Genomic DNA, 18151 nt, shown 5'->3' with positions numbered 1-18151 from the left:
CGGTTTCAACATCAAGCCACCGGAGCGGGAGGCGGTTCGTCAGGCAGGGTGGGCTCACCCGGCTCTTCAGGCTGGTTGGGCCAGGGATCATCGGGGCCAGGTTGGCCGGGAATGCCGCCTGCGGCGGGATCGGCCATCAAGGACCAGGCCATGACACCAATCTGGTTGGGTTCAAGCCGGGCGAGTTCGGCGCTGATTCGCGGATCGAGCTTCATAGGGGACTCCTCAAGCGTGGCCCGGCGCGTTGTGCACGCGTCGGGGCAGTACACTCAATAGAGTGTCTGCCCGCTGACAAATTCCCTAAGCCTGTAAGACGATTCGATCAAGTGCGTGGGAGAGTAACGCCGCGCTGGCCCTGATACTTGCCGCCACGGTCTTTATAGGACACTTCACACTCTTCATCGGATTCGAAGAACAACATCTGGGCAACGCCTTCGTTGGCGTAGATTTTTGCCGGCAAGGTGGTGGTGTTGGAGAACTCCAGGGTCACGTGCCCTTCCCATTCCGGTTCCAGCGGAGTGACGTTGACGATGATGCCGCAGCGCGCGTAGGTGCTTTTGCCCAGGCAAATGGTCAGGACGTTGCGCGGAATACGGAAGAACTCGACAGTGCGCGCCAGCGCAAAGGAGTTTGGCGGGATGATGCAGACGTCGCTCTTGACGTCGACGAAGCTTTTTTCGTCGAAGTTTTTCGGATCGACGGTCGCCGAGTTGATGTTGGTGAACACCTTGAACTCATCGGCGCAGCGTACATCGTAGCCGTAGCTGGAAACCCCGAACGAAATCAGCCGCTCAGTGCCTTCGCCACGCATCTGGCGCTCCACGAAGGGCTCGATCATGCCGTGCTCTTGCGCCATGCGGCGAATCCACTTGTCCGATTTGATGCTCATGGCGGGTGTCCTGAATAGCGAGGTGAAAAAATTCTGTTGGGCATCTTACCGGGGCTGGCCCCGTGGTTCAAAGGGGCGACTGTTTTTCTTGGCGCCGCGCAGCCCCTGCTGGGCGGGGCGCACCTTCAAATGTGGGGCGTTGATGCGGTATCGGGCTGCCGCCAGTCACGAAAATAGAGAAACCTTCGGAAATACCATTGGCACGTTCCTGAAAAAGGGTTAAGGTGGCGCCACTGTGCTGCTTGTGTCACTGAGAATCTCTACACGATATGTTGAATTTCGATCCAACCATCTCCAAGAATTTTTCCTGCTCTTTGCACTCAGTCTCGGCCAGGGCTTTTCCTGAGTCGCAGTTAACTTTGTCCAAGGAGATACACCATGTCTAATCGCCAAACTGGTACCGTTAAGTGGTTCAACGATGAAAAAGGCTTCGGCTTCATCACTCCACAATCCGGTGACGACCTGTTCGTTCACTTCAAAGCTATCCAATCCGACGGCTTCAAAAGCCTGAAAGAAGGCCAACAGGTTTCTTTCATCGCTACCCGCGGTCAGAAAGGCATGCAAGCTGAAGAAGTTCAAGTTATCTAACTTGTACTGATTTAGTCAAAAAGCCCCGCCCTCAAAAGCGGGGCTTTTTTGTGCCTGGGATTTGGCTATCGTAGCAGCTGTCGAGCGCCAGCGAGGCTGCGTAGGGTGCGACACCGAGTTGAGGCCGGACGCAGCCTCGCTGGCGCTCGACAGCTGCTACGCGCGCCCCAAAGCAAAACGCCCGGTGCATTCACATGCCCCGGGCGTTTTCATAGGTGCCTTACAGGCCGTTATTGGAACAACGACTCACTCGACAAGCCATTTTTCTCCAGGATCTCGCGCAAGCGCTTGAGACCCTCTACCTGGATCTGCCGCACCCGTTCCCGGGTCAAGCCAATCTCCAGGCCAACATCCTCCAGGGTGCTGCTTTCGTGGCCGCGCAGCCCGAAGCGGCGAATCACCACCTCACGTTGTTTGTCCGTGAGTTCGGAAAGCCACTGGTCGATGCTTTGCGACAGATCGTCGTCCTGCAGCAACTCACAAGGGTCCGTAGGACGATCATCAGTCAGGGTATCCAGCAGGGTTTTATCCGAATCCGGACCCAGCGAGACATCGACTGAAGACACCCGCTCGTTGAGACCGAGCATCCGCTTGACCTCCCCCACCGGTTTCTCCAGCAGGTTGGCGATTTCTTCAGGCGAAGGTTCATGATCGAGTTTTTGGGTCAGCTCACGTGCCGCCCGCAGGTAGACGTTAAGCTCCTTGACCACATGGATCGGCAACCGGATCGTGCGGGTTTGATTCATGATCGCCCGTTCGATGGTCTGACGAATCCACCAGGTGGCATAGGTCGAAAAGCGGAAGCCCCGCTCAGGGTCGAACTTCTCCACCGCCCGGATCAGGCCGAGATTGCCTTCCTCGATCAAGTCCAACAGGGACAGCCCACGATTGACGTAGCGTCGGGCGATTTTCACCACCAGCCGCAGGTTGCTTTCAATCATGCGCTTGCGCCCAGCCGGATCGCCTTTTTGCGACAAGCGCGCAAAAAAGACTTCTTCTTCGGGAGTGAGCAGAGGGGAAAAGCCGATTTCATTGAGGTACAGCTGGGTCGCGTCGAGCGCCCGCGTGTAATCAATGTATTTGTGTTGCTTTAACGCGGTGGAGTTCTTGGATTTGGTGCGAACTGAAGGTACAGCAGGTCCCTCATTCGACATCGATTCCGTAGCAATGCCGGTCTCCATAAGGAGAACCTCATCGTCGATGTCAAACTCCGGCGCTTCTTTACTGAGAGCCATTGTTATAGTCCTTTGGTGAGTTCGACCTCAAGCTCAAGCGACGCCTTTATCCTTGGCAACGCTGGAGCCTGTTCCTTCTACGCGAGGGAACAGGCTGGTAACAACACATCAACGACGGGGAAGGAATTGCAGCGGATCAACAGGCTTCCCTTGGCGGCGAATCTCAAAGTGCAGTTTCACCCGGTCTGTACCAGTTGACCCCATTTCGGCAATTGTCTGTCCGACTTTGACCTGCTGCCCCTCCCGAACCAACAGCCTGCGGTTGTGACCGTAGGCACTGACGTAGGTATCGCTGTGTTTGATGATGACCAGCTCGCCGTAGCCCCGTAAACCACTCCCGGCGTACACCACTGTCCCATCAGACGCAGCTAAAACAGGCTGTCCCAAATCCCCGGCGATATCAATGCCTTTATTCAAACTACCGTTTGAAGAGAATTTTCCAATCAGGATGCCATTTGAGGGCCATCCCCAACCAGTCGGCGCCGGCCCTGCCGGAGGCAGTGGAGCAGGTGCAGGTTTGCTCGCAACGCTAGGCGCAGCGGTGCCTGCAGGGCGGGTAATGATTGTGGTTTTGCTCGAAGACGACGGCGAAGAGGCGGTATTTGTGACAACGGCGGTCGGTGCTGAACCGGTTCGCCCATCGAAACGGATAGTTTGTCCCGGATGTATCGTATACGGCACGGGAATGTTGTTACGGGCGGCCAGCGCCTTGTAATCCCACCCATACCGGAAGGCGATCGAGAACATCGTATCGCCCTTGCGCACGACATATTGCCCGGTGGTAACGGTTGGTTTTTGCGGTACCGCATTATTGCGGTCAACCACCCGCGCACCGGATGGCGTGCTTGAACAAGCCGCCAACAAGGAACTCAAGACAAGGCCAATCACCAGTCGCTGAAAGCTTGTTTGACTCATACGCTGTGCAATGACCGTGAGACTCACCCGCCGCTCCCTTTGTGGTGGCTGACTATGAACGCCTGTATCAGGCTTGAAATATGACGCAAGTATAACTGGCCGTTGGGTTTTTACTGGAAACACGATTCTAAAGAAATTTTCATCATGTTTAATTCCCACGAGCAATCATGTTGACTCAATAGACCCCGCTGTAAGACACATACCCGGCAATAGAATTCAGTAGGCAGGAATAATTGATCAGGCCAGCGGGCCATTAAGCAACGGGACGAAACGCACGGCGCCGAGCACGTGCCGGGAAAAGCCCTCTTCCTCGCGAACAATCAACATTAATTGTTGCACTTCGCCGGAGCCCACCGGGATCACCAGGCGCCCGCCGGGAGCCAGTTGATCGAGCAAAGCCTGGGGCACATCGGTTGCCACCGCAGTGACGATAATGCCGTTGTACGGCGCCAGCGCCGGCCAGCCTTCCCAACCATCGCCCCAGCGAAACACCACGTTGCGCAGGTTCAACTCCACCAGGCGCTCCTTGGCCCGGTCCTGCAGAACCTTGATGCGTTCGACCGAGAACACCCGCTCCACCAGCTGTGACAACACGGCCGTCTGGTAGCCGGAGCCGGTACCGATTTCCAGCACCTTGTCCAGCGGGCCCGCCGCCAGCAGCAGCTCACTCATCCGCGCCACCATATAAGGCTGGGAGATGGTCTGGTTGTGGCCGATTGGCAACGCAGTGTCTTCATAAGCGCGATGGGCCAGAGCCTCATCGACAAACAGATGCCGCGGGGTACGCCGGATGACTTCCAGCACCTGGGCGTTGGACAGCCCTTCTTCGTACAGGCGCTGGATCAATCGCTCGCGGGTGCGCTGGGAGGTCATCCCGATGCCCCGGCGCAGCAGGTCGTCTTGTTCACGAGCCATCAGCGCAGCCCCTCCAGCCAGCCATCGAGGCTACTGAAGGCATCACTGAAGGTGCGATCAAGTTGCAACGGGGTAATCGAGACATAACCTTGCATCACCGCATGAAAGTCCGTGCCCTCGCCACCGTCCTCGGCATCGCCGGCAGCGGCAATCCAGTACCCTTCCCTGCCACGTGGGTCGACCACCTTCAGCGGCGCTGCCGCACGGGCGCGATGGCCGAGGCGGGTCAGCTGGATGCCGCGAATATGATCCAGGGGCAGATTGGGAATATTGACGTTGAGCACCGTGCGCGGCGGCAAGACCAGGGTGTCATGGGCTTCCACCAGCTTGCGGGCGAAATACGCCGCGGTGGCCAGGTTGTCCAGTTGACGGGAAGCAAACGAGAAGGCAAACGAAGTCCGACCCAGGAAGCGCCCTTCAAGGGCCGCCGCCACGGTACCGGAATACAACACGTCGTCCCCCAGGTTGGCGCCCAGGTTGATCCCGGAAACCACCAGGTCCGGCTCGCGCTCCAGCAGGCTGTTGATCGCCAGGTGCACGCAGTCGGTCGGCGTGCCGTTCACGCTGATAAAGCCGTTGGGCAACGTCTGTACATGCAAAGGACGGTCGAGCGTCAGCGAGCTGCTGGCGCCGCTTTTGTCCTGGTCCGGGGCAACCACCACGCACTCGGCGTAATCCGCCAGCGCAGCATAAAGCGCGGCAAGGCCGGGTGCGGTGACCCCGTCGTCGTTAGATATCAGAATACGCATGGGCTGTCCGTCTGCCCCACCGGCACCAGATCTACAAGCTCGCGCACCAATACGGTGGCGAAGCATCCAGCCGGCAGGACGAATTCCAATTGCAGAATGTCAGGCTCGGGATAATGCCACGTCAACCCGCCAATGGGCAGTCGAAGAATGCGACGCTCCTGGCTCATGCCGGCATTCACCAGCCAATCGCGCAGGTCGGCTTCACCGTCGGCAATCGCTTGCTCCAACGCATGGGTAGCGCCAGTGGCAGGCGAATCGCCTTCGCCCCATTGCGGCCCGGTGGGATGCAGGTCGAGGATCGCCAGGCGTGGGTCGCTGCATTCAGCCTCCCCCGCCGGGAAAAAGCTGCGGCTGTCGGTAAACGCCAGCAAATCGCCGACCTGGGCGCGCTGCCAGGAACCGTCGGCTACCCGCGCCGCCAGCACTTTGTTGAACAGAAAGCTGCGTGCCGTCGACAGCAGGCGCGAACGCACGTTGCGCTGCTCCGGCAAGGCCTTGCGCGCAGCCCAGTCACGGGCATCGACGACGTTGCCGCCGTTATGACCGAAACGCTGGGTGCCGAAATAGTTGGGAATACCTTGTTTGGCGATCAGTTGCAGGCGCACGTCGATGGCCGCGGCATCGCCGGCAAACTGGGTCAGGCGCAAGGTAAAGCCATTGGCCGAGTGCGCGCCACGCTGCAGCTTGCGCTTGTGGCGGGCGATCTTGAGGATCTTGAGGGTGTCGTTTTCCGCCCCGCTCAGGTCCGGATCGGCCTTGCCCGGCAACTGCACGCTGAACCACTGGCGGGTCAGCGCCTGGCGGTCCTTGAGCCCGGCGTAGCTGACGGTGCGCAACGGCACGCCTGCGGCCTTGGCAATCCGTCGCGCTGCTTCTTCGGTATTCAGGCCGCGCTTTTCCACCCACAGCCACAGGTGTTCACCCTCGCCGGTCAGCGGGATATCCAGTACTTCATCTACCTGGAAATCTTCAGCGGTAGCCTTCAGAACAGCGCTGCCCAAGGCCTCGCCATAGGCACGCGGGCCCAGCAATTGCAGATCATTCATGCGCGCAGCAACAAGGCAACGGCGTGCACCGCAATGCCCTCTTCGCGGCCGGTAAACCCGAGCTTTTCGGTGGTGGTGGCTTTTACGTTCACTTGATCCAACTCAACTTGAAGATCTGCGGCAATCAGCGCGCGCATCGATTCGATATGCGGGGCCATCTTGGGCGCCTGGGCGACGATGGTGTTGTCGACATTGCCGACCTTCCAGCCCTTGGCGTGGATCAAACCGACCACGTGACGCAGCAGCACGCGGCTGTCCGCGCCCTTGAAGGTGGGGTCGGTGTCCGGAAAGTGCTTGCCGATGTCGCCCAACGCGGCGGCGCCGAGCAAGGCATCGCTCAAGGCATGCAGCACTACGTCGCCGTCGGAATGAGCCAGCAACCCATGGTGGTGCGCGATTCGCACACCGCCCAGGGTGATGAAATCGCCTTCGGCGAAACGGTGCACATCGTAGCCGTGGCCAATACGCATAAAAAAACGCCCCGATTTAATTCAGGGCGTGATTCTACCTACTTTTGCCTCACATTAACCGAGCAAAGCGTGTGCGTGATGGCGTAAGTGGTCTTCGATGAAGCTGGCAATAAAGAAGTAGCTGTGGTCATAGCCCGGTTGCAGTCGCAGCTTGAGCGGGTGGTTGGCCGCCTTGGCCGCTTGTTGCAAGGCCTCAGGCTTGAGCTGCACCGCGAGGAAATCGTCGCGATCGCCCTGGTCCACCAGCAGTGGCAGCTTTTCCGAGGCTTCGCTGATCAACACGCAGGCATCCCATTCGCGCCATTTGGAGCGCTCTTCCCCGAGGTAACGGGAGAACGCCTTCTGGCCCCACGGGCAATCCATCGGGTTGTTGATCGGCGAGAACGCCGACACCGACTGATAGCGCCCGGGGTTGCGCAAGGCGCACACCAGCGCCCCATGACCGCCCATGGAGTGGCCGCTGATGCCGCGCTTGGCCGAAGCCGGGAAATGCGCCTCGACCAATGCCGGCAATTCCTGCACCACGTAGTCATGCATCCGATAGTGCTGGGCCCAGGGTTCCTGGGTGGCATTCAGATAAAAACCGGCACCGAGGCCGAAATCCCAGGCATTGTCCGGGTCGCCCGGCACACCCGGCCCACGAGGGCTGGTGTCCGGGGCGACGATGATCAACCCCAGCTCGGCGGCCATGCGCTGGGCGCCGGCCTTCTGCATGAAGTTCTCGTCGGTGCAGGTCAGCCCCGACAGCCAGTACAGCACCGGCAACGTGCCGCCCTGCTCCGCTTGTGGCGGCAGGTAAACGGCAAAGGTCATGTCGCAACCGAGCACATCGGAATGATGCTTGTAGCGTTTATGCCAGCCACCGAAGCTCTTCTGGCACGACAGGTTTTCCAGACTCATGGCCGACCTCAGAAGTGGATGACGGTACGAATGCTCTTGCCTTCATGCATCAGTTCAAACGCTTTGTTGATGTCTTCCAGGCCCATGGTGTGGGTGATGAACGTGTCCAGCGGGATTTCGCCGGTCTGGGCCATTTCCACGTAGCTTGGCAATTCGCTGCGGCCACGCACGCCACCAAACGCCGAACCGCGCCAGACGCGGCCGGTCACCAGTTGGAACGGACGGGTGGCAATTTCCTGGCCGGCACCGGCCACGCCGATGATCACCGACTCGCCCCACCCCTTGTGGCAGCACTCCAGCGCGGCACGCATCAGTTGCACATTGCCGATGCACTCGAAGGAAAAGTCGACACCACCATCGGTCAAATCGACGATCACGTCCTGGATCGGGCGGTCGTAATCTTTCGGGTTGATGCAGTCGGTGGCGCCCAATTGCTTGGCGATTTCAAACTTGGCCGGGTTGATGTCGATGGCAATAATGCGGCCGGCCTTGGCTTTTACCGCGCCGATCACCGCTGACAGGCCGATGCCGCCCAGGCCGAAGATGGCCACGGTGTCGCCTGGCTTGACCTTGGCCGTGTTGATCACCGCACCGATACCGGTGGTGACGCCACAGCCCAGCAGGCAGACCTTTTCCAGCGGCGCGTCCTTAGGAATTTTGGCAACGGAGATTTCCGGCAGCACGGTGTACTCGGAGAAAGTCGAGGTGCCCATGTAGTGGAAAATCGGCTGGCCTTTGTAGGAGAAGCGCGAGGTACCGTCGGGCATCAAGCCTTTGCCCTGAGTGGCGCGAATGGCCTGACACAGGTTGGTCTTGCCCGACAGGCAGAATTTGCACTTGCCGCATTCCGGGGTGTACAGCGGGATCACGTGGTCGCCCACCGCCACCGAGGTCACGCCCTCGCCGATGGCTTCTACCACCGCGCCGCCTTCGTGGCCCAGGATCGACGGAAAGATGCCTTCCGGGTCCGCGCCCGACAAGGTGTAGGCGTCGGTATGGCACACACCGGACGCCACCACCCGCAGCAACACCTCGCCCGCCTTGGGCATGGCCACATCCACTTCAACGATCTCGAGGGGTTTCTTGGCTTCGAAGGCTACGGCCGCGCGGGACTTGATCATCCGGTTTCTCCATCGGGTTAAAAACGTAAGACCGGCAGTGTAAAACATGGCCACCTGATTAATAATCCAGGTGAAAGCAAAACATTATTGCTGTACAGGGATAATCACCATGTTGGAAAACCGCTGGGAAGGCATCGACGAGTTTGTCGCCGTGGCCGAGTGCAGCCAATTCACTGCAGCCGCAGAGCGCCTGGGGGTGTCGTCCTCTCATATCAGCCGCCAGGTCGCCCGGCTGGAAGAACGACTGCAAACGCGCCTGCTGTATCGCAGCACCCGGCGCGTGACGCTCACCGAGGCCGGCCAGACGTTTCTGCAACACTGCCAACGCTTGCAGGACGGCCGCGAGGAAGCCCTGCGCGCCGTGGGCGACCTCGCCAGCGAGCCCAAGGGCATGCTGCGCATGACCTGCGCGGTGGCCTATGGTGAGCGCTTTATCGCCCCATTGGTCACGCGATTCATGGGCTTGTACCCACAACTGCGCGTGGACATCGAGCTGACCAACCGCCCACTCGACCTGGTCCACGAAGGCCTGGACCTGGCCATTCGCCTGGGGCGCCTTGCCGACTCGCGGATGGTTGCCAGCCGACTGGCGCCCAGGCGCATGTACCTGTGCGCCTCGCCCGCCTACCTTGAGCGGTATGGCCGCCCCCACAGCTTGTCGGAACTCAGCCGGCATAACTGCCTGATTGGCAGCTCGGATATCTGGCAACTCAAACAGGACGGGCGGGAGTTCTCCCAGCGCGTGCAGGGAAACTGGCGCTGCAACAGTGGGCAAGCCGTACTGGATGCAGCGTTGCAGGGCACCGGGCTCTGCCAGTTGCCCGACTATTACGTGCTGGAATCCTTGCACAGTGGCGCCCTGGTCTCGCTGCTCGAGGCTCACCAGCCGCCGAATACAGCGGTGTGGGCGCTGTATCCGCAGCAACGCCATCTGTCACCGAAAGTGCGCAAGCTGGTGGATTTCCTCAAGGAAGGCCTGGGCAAAAACCCGGTCTATCTGTAAATGCCGGCCTCAATAAGTAACGCCTGCCCGGTACGGTATTGCCTGCAAATACGCGCTGCTCCCAGCGCCAGAAGGCATACCGATGATCCCCAACGCGGCACAGCTTCAACGTATCAACCACTTTATCCGCAAGGTCCTGAATGATTTCCCGGTGCCAGCCGAAGTGGCCGCCCGGTTAATTCGCGACAGTGCCCAACCCCTCAGCCAGGAAACCCTGGAACCCGACGCACTGCTGCTGACCACCCTTGAGTACAACACCGACGATCCGCACGCGCCCTTTACCGCAGCGGTCGTCCAATCCATGAGCCTGACCGAAGCGATGATCTGCAGCGCACCCATCGCCGCCGGCGGGATAATCAATACCACCGGGTTTTCCACCACCGCACCGTACTTCAACGTGGTCAAAGAGCTGCCGCGCCTGATGGATAACCGCATCCCGGCCATGTTCAACGAAGAATTCATCGCCGCGGGCTGGATCCCGCCGATGCGCTATGAGGCGATTTACCACAAGAGCCATCCCCAGGTGTACGACCGCCGTACTCAATCAGACATCGTGCCCGCCACCTTTCGCGACTTTGTCCGCAACAGCCATTTCGATACAGCCTACGACGAGGCGTTACAGGCTTTCTGGGGCATGCACCTGGAAAACTACAAGACGCTGATGCGAACGGCGTTCATCGAGGCATACCTGAGCCAGGCCGTAGAACTGACACTGACCCAGGACGAGGTGCAACTGGCGGCCAGGGCGGCAGGCATGCCCGCCAACAAGGACCTGAGCAGCCTGACCCTTGAGGACTTGCAGGCACCCTACCGCCCTGACACCCACCTTGATCTACGGCTGCTACGCATCCATAACGCTGAAGCAACCTCCCTCCTTACCATCACGGATAAGCAGAGCCAGATCACCTTGCTCTACATTCCGGGTAACTCTTCGCCTTTCCATGGTTTCAATAACCCGGCGTCAATGAGGAAATGGCTGGCGGGCGCGGCCAAAGACCCTACGCTTCGCAAAGCCTTGGTGGCCTATTTCGACCCGGACACCGTCGATTCCGGGTATATCTACAGCGGCGTGGAGGAGGCCCTGATAGGCATCAGCCTGTTTCCTGACAGCGCCCCGGCAGCCGGTTTGTTCAACCGCTTGCTGCACAACAACTATTGGGACCCCGAGCAATACATAAACAACCCCGGTTACCCGGCGCTGGGCGGCAACCCCTTCGACTATATGGCCCGGCAAATACGCGCACGTATTTCAAAGATGGCGGCAAACACCATCACCTCGCCCCTGGATATTCGCAAGGCGCAGACCATCGACGCCCTGGAAAAGGCTTGCTTGCTGGCGATCCCCATCGCCCTGGCGATGGGCACGGCATTGTTGGCAGAATTTTGCTTTATCACCGCAGGTTCAGTTGAAATGGCCATAGGCGCCGACGACGTGATCAAAGGCAAGCCGCAGGCCAGCGAACGTATTACGTTCGGCGCCCTGAATGCTTCGCCGGTGGTATTGCACGGCATCGGCACCGCCATCACCACACTGAACAAGATTCGGGTCGGCCTGGGCAAAGCCGTACGGGAAACCGATGGCCAGATCAGTGCGAGTGCACTGCCAGCCGCGGCCACCACAGGCGAATCGCCGGGCCGCACGCTGGTGCCGGCTCACCACCCCAGTGGGTTGCAGATCGTGAAGATCGACGGCGATGCCTTCATGACCTACACCGCGCCAAATGACGGTGGCCTTTTCGAACTGTTCATCAGTGACCCGGTAGACCCGCGACGTGTCCAGTCGACCGGGCTGTATGCCATCCAAGGCCCGGACCTCAAATGGCGCCGGGCAGGGTTGAGTGGCGGCGCGCCGTTTCGTAATGCCTGGCAAAAAATCTACCGGGTGCTGGGTGGCACAACCGACACGACCTTTTTCAGCGGCTACGAAATGCCGGCCTCGATGCGCGATACGCTTGCCGGGATGTTGCATGACAGCAGTAAATTTAACGAAGAATACGAACCCTTTGGCGCAGGCCTGCAATTGCTTAGAGACGCCCGCAAGCTGTTCTTCGAAAAGAGAAACAAACTGGCGCAAGACGCCGCAATATTCTTCGATTCGCCGTCTTTGCCGCTGGCAAGGCCGCCGCTGCCGAGCTTCACCCTGAGCGAATCACAATCCGGCATCATCTCAAAACTGTTCGGCGTCAGTGATGGCGTGGTCCTGGGCGAAAGTCATGGTGACCTGTCGAGCAAGGCGATCCTGATCGATAATATGCACATGCTCGCCCGCATTGGCGTCAAGCGCCTCTACTTCGAGCATTTACTGACAGACGTGCATTTACCTTTGTTGAAGGCGTTCTACAGGTCCAAGGGCACGCCAATGTCCGACGAGCTCAAAAACTACCTCAAGGCTATCTACCCGCCACTCACAGATACGTATTACTCGTTTCAAAACGTCATCATCAAGGCCCGGGACGCCGGTATCAAAATCCAACCCATCGACTGCACCGCCAGTTACATGGTCAAGGGCATGGCCGACGCCGACGGTACCCTGCGCCAGCAATTGATGAATTTTTATGCCACCGAGGTAATTCAATGGGTCCAGACGACTAAACGTCGCCCGGGGAAATGGATTGCACTGGTAGGCAACAGTCATACCAATACTTTCCGGGGAACGCCGGGGCTTGCCGAGCTGACTGGCAGCATCGGGCTGCGCGTGAAAGATGCCAGGGCCGGGCAACGCCTGGGGATTGAGGTAGATCCGGGAGATACGTTGGGCCTGGGTATTGGCAAAGGCGAGGCGACCGTCAAAGCCGATCTCGTGTTGCGGGTAGACCCCACTACGCTGCAACGAATTGCGGCGGGACAACCCGGCCCCTCACACCGCCAAGTAGCAACGACCCCGGAAACCCGGCTGACCCGACCAGGACAATTCCTGCTGTCGGCTGCCAGCGAGGGCATGCCGGCGCGGGTCCATTACCGGGCACGCCGAGGAGACCTCCAGACCTTCACGGTCAATCAGTTGGGATCGATGGTCTCCATTACATCGCCGGGCTGGGCGGTCGATAAACAACCGTTCGCGAACGTGCCAGCCCTGGTAGAGGCGCTGAAAGCCCAGCCGGGGTTAGAGGAGGTCAGCGACTGAGGCGTGCAATCAGGCTTGAAAAGCCCGACGCTGTCGCAGCCATTCGAGGTCTTCGGGGCGGGTGACCTTGAGATTGTCGCTGCGGCCTTCGATCAGGCGCGGCGCGTGCCCGGCCCACTCCATGGCCGACGCTTCGTCGGTGATCACCACGTCCGAGACCAGGCTGTCGGCCAATGCGCGGTGCAAGGCGCCCAGGCGGAACATCTGTGGGGTATAGGCCTGCCAAATCGGAGCACGATCGACAGTTTCCAGCACGCGCCCGTGTTTGTCGGCACGCTTGAGGGTGTCCCGCGCCGGCACTGCCAGCAGGCCACCCACGGCGTCGTCGGCCAGTTCAAAGAGCAGCTTGTCGAGGTCCGCGCGGCTGAGGTTTGGGCGGGCTGCATCGTGCACCAGCACCCAGTCGTCGTCGCTGGCGCCCTGGCCGTGCAGGTAAAGCAAGGCATTGAGTACCGAGCCGGATCGCTCATCGCCGCCGTCCACGCGCACAATACGCGGGTCGGTTGCACAAGCCAGGGCCGGCCAGTAAGGGTCATCAATCGCAACGCTGACCACCAGTCCCTTGAGACCTGGATGGTCGAGGAAACAGCCAAGGCTGTGTTCGAGAATAGTGCGCCCGCCCAGTTGCAAGTATTGCTTGGGACGGTCCGCGGCCATACGGGCACCCACGCCCGCGGCAGGAATCACGGCCCAGAAGGCCGGTGAGGAAATGCTCATTGGGCCAACTGGTAGAGGGTCTCGCCCTCCTTGACCATGCCCAACTCATGGCGAGCCCGTTCTTCAACGGTCTCCATGCCTTTTTTCAGTTCAAGCACTTCAGCGTCGAGCACACGGTTGCGCTCCAGCAACACCTCGTTTTCGGCGTGCTGTGCGGCAATTTGCTGGGTCAGTTCGGTGACCTGCGCCAAGCTGCCGTTCCCCACCCATAGGCGGTACTGCAGGCCAGCCAGCAGCAAGAGCAAGACGAGGAACAACCAATTGGGACTGCGCATCGAATATCGGGTATCCAGTGAAAAAAGACAGCCATGCAAAACTTTTGAAGCAACTGATAGCACGAAGCCTGGATTAACCAGGCTTGTGCTTGTTAGTCATGAGATTAGCGTCGAAATTCACGTTGTCGTGATTTTTCCGACGTAATCCGCTGACCTTTTACCATTTAACAATCAGCCGCGAAACTCGCTGCGACCGTTGTATTTGGCTTTGGCGCCCAGTTGCTCTTCGATACGCAGCAATTGGTTGTACTTGGAAACGCGATCGGAGCGGCACAGGGAACCGGTCTTGATCTGCCCAGCCGAAGTGCCCACGGCCAGGTCGGCAATGGTCGAATCTTCGGTTTCGCCGGAGCGGTGGGAGATCACGGCAGTGTAGCCCGCAGCCTTGGCCATCTGGATGGCTTCCAGGGTTTCGGTCAGGGTGCCGATCTGGTTGAACTTGATCAGGATCGAGTTGGCGATCTTCTTGTCGATGCCTTCTTTCAGGATCTCGGTGTTGGTCACGAACAGGTCGTCGCCAACCAGTTGGATTTTCTCGCCGATCTTGTCGGTGAGGATTTTCCAGCCCGCCCAGTCGGACTCGTCCAGGCCATCTTCAACGGAGATGATCGGGTAGCGCTCGGTCAGGCCCTTGAGGTAGTCGGCAAACCCTTCAGAGGTGAATACGTGGCCTTCACCGGACAGGTTGTACTTGCCGTCTTCGTAGAATTCGCTGGCCGCGCAGTCCAGGGCCAGGGTCACGTCGGTGCCCAGCTTGTAGCCAGCGTTGGCCACGGCTTCGGAGATGACTTTCAGTGCATCCTCGTTGGACGCCAGGTTCGGCGCGAAACCACCTTCGTCACCCACTGCTGTGCTCAGGCCACGGGCCTTCAGTACAGCCTTGAGGTGATGGAAAATCTCGGTGCCCATGCGCAGGCCTTCGGAGAAGGTCTTGGCGCCAACCGGCTGCACCATGAATTCCTGGATGTCGACGTTGTTGTCCGCGTGCTCGCCGCCGTTGATGATGTTCATCATCGGTACCGGCATCGAGTACACACCCGGGGTGCCGTTCAGGTTGGCGATGTGGGCGTACAGCGGCAGGTCCTGGTCCTGTGCAGCGGCCTTGGCAGCAGCCAGCGACACGGCGAGGATAGCGTTGGCGCCCAGGCTGCCTTTGTTTTCGGTACCGTCGAGCTTGATCATCGCGTGATCAAGGGCTTTCTGGTCAACAGGGTCCTTGCCCAGCAGCAGGTCACGGATCGGGCCATTGATGTTGGCTACCGCCTTGAGTACACCCTTGCCCAGGTAACGGCTCTTGTCGCCATCGCGCAGTTCCAGCGCTTCGCGGGAACCTGTGGAAGCACCGGACGGCGCGCAGGCGCTACCGATGATGCCGTTATCGAGAAGCACGTCGGCTTCGACGGTAGGGTTGCCACGGGAGTCGAGAACTTCACGACCTTTGATGTCGACGATTTTTGCCATTGTTGTAAACACTCCAAAGTTGACGAAAACGCTCTATACCGCTCGATATAACTTGTGGGTCACATTGCTTTTTGTAGGAGTCGGCTTGCCGGCGATGAGGCCGGCTGCATCGCCGCAAGGCTTGAGGGCGCCATCGCCGGCAAGCCGGCTCCTACAGAAATTGGTTCGCCGATATTACGCGGTTTCGACGCCAGGAAAACTCTTGACCAGTTCGTCCAACTGCTTCAACTGGGCCAAAAATGGCTCCAGCTTGTCCAGGCGCAGGGCGCACGGGCCGTCGCACTTGGCGTTGTCCGGGTCTGGGTGAGCTTCCAGGAACAGGCCTGCCAGTGACTGGCTGATACCGGCCTTGGCCAGGTCCAGTACCTGGGCACGGCGCCCGCCAGCGGAGTCGGCGCGACCACCGGGCATTTGCAGTGCGTGGGTCACGTCGAAGAACACCGGGTATTCGAACTGTTTCATGATGCCGAAACCGAGCATGTCCACCACGAGGTTGTTGTAGCCGAAGCTCGAACCACGCTCGCAAAGGATCAACTGGTCGTTACCCGCCTCCACACACTTGCTCAGGATGTGTTTCATTTCCTGGGGCGCGAGGAACTGGGCTTTCTTGATATTGATCACAGCGCCGGTCCTGGCCATGGCGACCACAAGGTCGGTCTGGCGCGACAGGAAGGCCGGCAACTGGATGATGTCGCACACCTCGGCGACCACGGCCGCTTGTTCCGGCTCGTGGACGTCGGTGATGATCGGCACGCCGAAGGCTTGCTTGATGTCCTGGAAGATCCGCATGCCTTCTTCAAGGCCCGGGCCGCGATAAGAGGTCACGGACGAACGGTTGGCCTTGTCGAAGCTGGCCTTGAACACGTAGGGGATACCGAGCTTCTCGGTCACCTTCACGTACTCTTCACAGACCTGCATCGCCATGTCGCGGCTTTCCAGCACGTTCATGCCGCCGAACAGCACCATGGGCTTGTCGTTGGCAATCTCGATGTCGCCTACGCGAATGATCTTCTGGGCCATCAGGTTTACGCCTTCTTCTGATGTTGCGTCAGTGCTGCTTTAACGAAGCCGCTGAACAACGGGTGACCGTCGCGCGGGGTCGAGGTGAACTCCGGGTGGAACTGGCAAGCCACGAACCATGGATGATCCGCTGCTTCAACCACTTCAACCAGCGCGCCATCACCGGAACGACCGGAGATTTTCAGGCCGGCTTCGATGATTTTCGGCAGCAGGTTGTTGTTCACTTCGTAGCGGTGACGGTGACGCTCGACGATCACGTCCTTGCCGTAGCAATCGTGAACCAGGGAACCCGGCTCCAGCAGGCAATCCTGCGCGCCGAGGCGCATGGTGCCGCCCAGGTCGGAGGTTTCGGTACGGGTTTCGACGGCGCCGGTGGCATCTTCCCATTCGGTGATCAGGCCCACGACCGGGTGGCCGCTGGTGCGATCGAACTCGGTGGAGTTGGCATCCTTCCAGCCCATCACGTTACGGGCGAACTCGATGACCGCCACTTGCATGCCCAGGCAGATACCCAGGTACGGCACCTTGTTCTCACGAGCGTACTGGACGGCCGTGATCTTGCCTTCCACGCCACGCAGACCGAAGCCGCCTGGAACCAGGATGGCGTCAACGCCTTCCAGCAGCGCAGTGCCCTGGTTTTCGATGTCTTCGGAGTCGATGTAGCGCAGGTTGACCTTGGTACGGTTGCTGATGCCCGCGTGGCTCATCGCTTCGATCAGCGACTTGTAGGCGTCCAGCAGTTCCATGTACTTGCCGACCATGGCGATGGTGACTTCATGCTCAGGGTTGAGCTTGGCGTCGACCACAGCTTCCCACTCGGACAGATCGGCGCCGCCACACTGCAGGCCGAAACGCTCGACGACAAAATCATCCAGCCCCTGGGAATGCAGGATGCCCGGGATCTTGTAGATGGTGTCGGCGTCTTCCAGGGCGATTACCGCACGTTCTTCAACGTTGGTGAACTGGGCGATCTTGCGACGCGACGCGATGTCGATCGCGTGGTCGGAGCGGCAAACCAGCACGTCCGGCTGCAGGCCGATGGAACGCAGTTCCTTGACCGAGTGCTGGGTAGGCTTGGTTTTGGTTTCGCCGGCGGTGGCGATGTACGGCACCAGAGTCAGGTGCATCAGCATCGCGCGCTTGGCGCCGACTTCGAAACGCAACTGGCGGATGGCTTCGAGGAACGGCTGGGATTCGATGTCACCTACGGTGCCACCGATCTCGACCATTGCCACGTCGGCATCGCCTGCACCCTTGATGATGCGGCGCTTGATTTCGTCGGTGATGTGCGGGATCACCTGGATGGTTGCACCCAGGTAGTCACCACGGCGCTCCTTGCGCAGCACGTGCTCGTAGACACGGCCGGTGGTGAAGTTGTTGTTCTGGGTCATGGTCGTGCGGATGAACCGCTCGTAGTGGCCCAGGTCCAGGTCAGTCTCGGCGCCGTCGTGGGTGACGAACACTTCACCGTGCTGGAACGGGCTCATGGTGCCCGGGTCAACGTTGATGTACGGGTCCAGCTTGAGCATGGTGACCTTAAGTCCCCGCGCCTCCAGGATGGCCGCCAATGAAGCGGAGGCAATGCCTTTCCCCAATGAAGAAACAACACCGCCCGTGACGAATATGTAGCGCGTCATGAAAAACCCTAGAAGTCTGCGTTAAAGCGGTCCGAGCCGCCGGGGAAAGCGAAGGAAGGCCGAAGCCCCCGATCACCTGCATTAAT

General features: G+C 59.6%; 18 protein-coding genes. 3 read left to right on the top strand and 15 right to left on the bottom strand.

Annotated features, from left to right (window positions below):
* Positions 1–11 precede the first annotated feature (11 nt).
* Positions 12–215 carry a hypothetical protein gene (locus RGV33_RS06755; protein ID WP_003219272.1) on the bottom strand — a complete coding sequence of 68 codons (204 nt, stop codon included), beginning with the start codon at positions 213–215 and terminating at the stop codon, positions 12–14.
* 107 nt (positions 216–322) lie between these two features.
* Complete coding sequence (gene dcd / locus RGV33_RS06750; protein ID WP_093412595.1) at positions 323–889, bottom strand: dCTP deaminase; 567 nt, start codon at positions 887–889, stop codon at positions 323–325.
* 378 nt (positions 890–1267) lie between these two features.
* On the opposite strand from dcd, the gene RGV33_RS06745 reads away from it, so the two are divergent.
* Entirely contained in the window at positions 1268–1477 is a 210-nt protein-coding gene (locus RGV33_RS06745; protein ID WP_002554837.1) for a cold-shock protein, read from the top strand.
* Between the two features lie 230 nt (positions 1478–1707).
* Here RGV33_RS06745 and rpoS read toward each other — a convergent pair whose 3' ends face one another.
* The 8 genes from rpoS to RGV33_RS06705 all read right to left on the bottom strand — a co-directional run bounded on the left by rpoS (position 1708) and on the right by RGV33_RS06705 (position 8828).
* Positions 1708–2712 (bottom strand): RNA polymerase sigma factor RpoS, encoded by a 1005-nt coding sequence (gene rpoS, locus RGV33_RS06740; RefSeq protein ID WP_063032880.1) that lies wholly within the window; start codon positions 2710–2712, stop codon positions 1708–1710.
* A gap of 108 nt (positions 2713–2820) precedes the next feature.
* A complete protein-coding gene (locus tag RGV33_RS06735) occupies positions 2821–3654 on the bottom strand; it encodes a peptidoglycan DD-metalloendopeptidase family protein (RefSeq protein WP_322143599.1) in 834 nt (277 codons plus the stop codon).
* 210 nt (positions 3655–3864) lie between these two features.
* Positions 3865–4500: a protein-L-isoaspartate(D-aspartate) O-methyltransferase gene (locus tag RGV33_RS06730; protein WP_169865481.1), complete on the bottom strand. Its 636-nt coding sequence runs from the start codon at positions 4498–4500 to the stop codon at positions 3865–3867.
* Positions 4501–4541: 41 nt separating this feature from the next.
* A complete protein-coding gene (gene surE, locus RGV33_RS06725) occupies positions 4542–5291 on the bottom strand; it encodes a 5'/3'-nucleotidase SurE (RefSeq protein WP_322143598.1) in 750 nt (249 codons plus the stop codon).
* The gene (gene truD, locus RGV33_RS06720) at positions 5279–6337 is read right to left on the bottom strand and encodes a tRNA pseudouridine(13) synthase TruD (RefSeq protein WP_322143597.1); all 1059 of its coding nucleotides are present in this window, start codon (positions 6335–6337) and stop codon (positions 5279–5281) included. Before truD ends, surE begins: the two co-directional genes overlap by 13 nt.
* A complete protein-coding gene (ispF, locus tag RGV33_RS06715) occupies positions 6334–6807 on the bottom strand; it encodes a 2-C-methyl-D-erythritol 2,4-cyclodiphosphate synthase (RefSeq protein ID WP_177087220.1) in 474 nt (157 codons plus the stop codon). Before ispF ends, truD begins: the two co-directional genes overlap by 4 nt.
* Before the next feature lie 54 nt (positions 6808–6861).
* Positions 6862–7707, bottom strand: a complete 846-nt coding sequence (gene fghA, locus RGV33_RS06710) for an S-formylglutathione hydrolase (protein ID WP_322143596.1) — start codon at positions 7705–7707, stop codon at positions 6862–6864.
* A gap of 8 nt (positions 7708–7715) precedes the next feature.
* Positions 7716–8828, bottom strand: a complete 1113-nt coding sequence (locus RGV33_RS06705; protein ID WP_322143595.1) for an S-(hydroxymethyl)glutathione dehydrogenase/class III alcohol dehydrogenase — start codon at positions 8826–8828, stop codon at positions 7716–7718.
* A 109-nt stretch (positions 8829–8937) separates the two neighbouring features.
* Here RGV33_RS06705 and RGV33_RS06700 point away from each other — a divergent pair, with 109 nt between their 5' ends.
* Both RGV33_RS06700 and RGV33_RS06695 read left to right on the top strand, forming a co-directional pair.
* Positions 8938–9831, top strand: a complete 894-nt coding sequence (locus RGV33_RS06700) for a LysR substrate-binding domain-containing protein (protein ID WP_322143594.1) — start codon at positions 8938–8940, stop codon at positions 9829–9831.
* Between the two features lie 82 nt (positions 9832–9913).
* The gene (locus tag RGV33_RS06695; RefSeq protein ID WP_322143593.1) at positions 9914–12955 is read left to right on the top strand and encodes a membrane-targeted effector domain-containing toxin; all 3042 of its coding nucleotides are present in this window, start codon (positions 9914–9916) and stop codon (positions 12953–12955) included.
* A gap of 9 nt (positions 12956–12964) precedes the next feature.
* Here RGV33_RS06695 and ispD read toward each other — a convergent pair whose 3' ends face one another.
* The 5 genes from ispD to RGV33_RS06670 form a co-directional block, all read right to left on the bottom strand.
* Positions 12965–13672, bottom strand: coding sequence for a 2-C-methyl-D-erythritol 4-phosphate cytidylyltransferase (gene ispD / locus RGV33_RS06690; protein WP_322143592.1), 708 nt, complete (start codon positions 13670–13672; stop codon positions 12965–12967).
* Positions 13669–13947: a cell division protein FtsB gene (gene ftsB / locus RGV33_RS06685; protein WP_003219292.1), complete on the bottom strand. Its 279-nt coding sequence runs from the start codon at positions 13945–13947 to the stop codon at positions 13669–13671. The genes ispD and ftsB overlap by 4 nt, the downstream gene beginning before the upstream one ends.
* A gap of 171 nt (positions 13948–14118) precedes the next feature.
* On the bottom strand, positions 14119–15408 hold the full coding sequence (gene eno / locus RGV33_RS06680) for a phosphopyruvate hydratase (protein WP_322143591.1): 1290 nt from the start codon (positions 15406–15408) through the stop codon (positions 14119–14121).
* Positions 15409–15582: 174 nt separating this feature from the next.
* Positions 15583–16428, bottom strand: coding sequence for a 3-deoxy-8-phosphooctulonate synthase (gene kdsA, locus RGV33_RS06675; protein ID WP_322143590.1), 846 nt, complete (start codon positions 16426–16428; stop codon positions 15583–15585).
* Positions 16429–16433: 5 nt separating this feature from the next.
* Positions 16434–18065, bottom strand: a complete 1632-nt coding sequence (locus RGV33_RS06670; RefSeq protein WP_322143589.1) for a CTP synthase — start codon at positions 18063–18065, stop codon at positions 16434–16436.
* Between the last annotated feature and the right edge of the window lie 86 nt (positions 18066–18151).

This window comes from Pseudomonas sp. Bout1 (genome assembly GCF_034314165.1).
GTDB lineage: Bacteria > Pseudomonadota > Gammaproteobacteria > Pseudomonadales > Pseudomonadaceae > Aquipseudomonas.
This window is presented reverse-complemented; position numbering and strand designations above follow the sequence as displayed.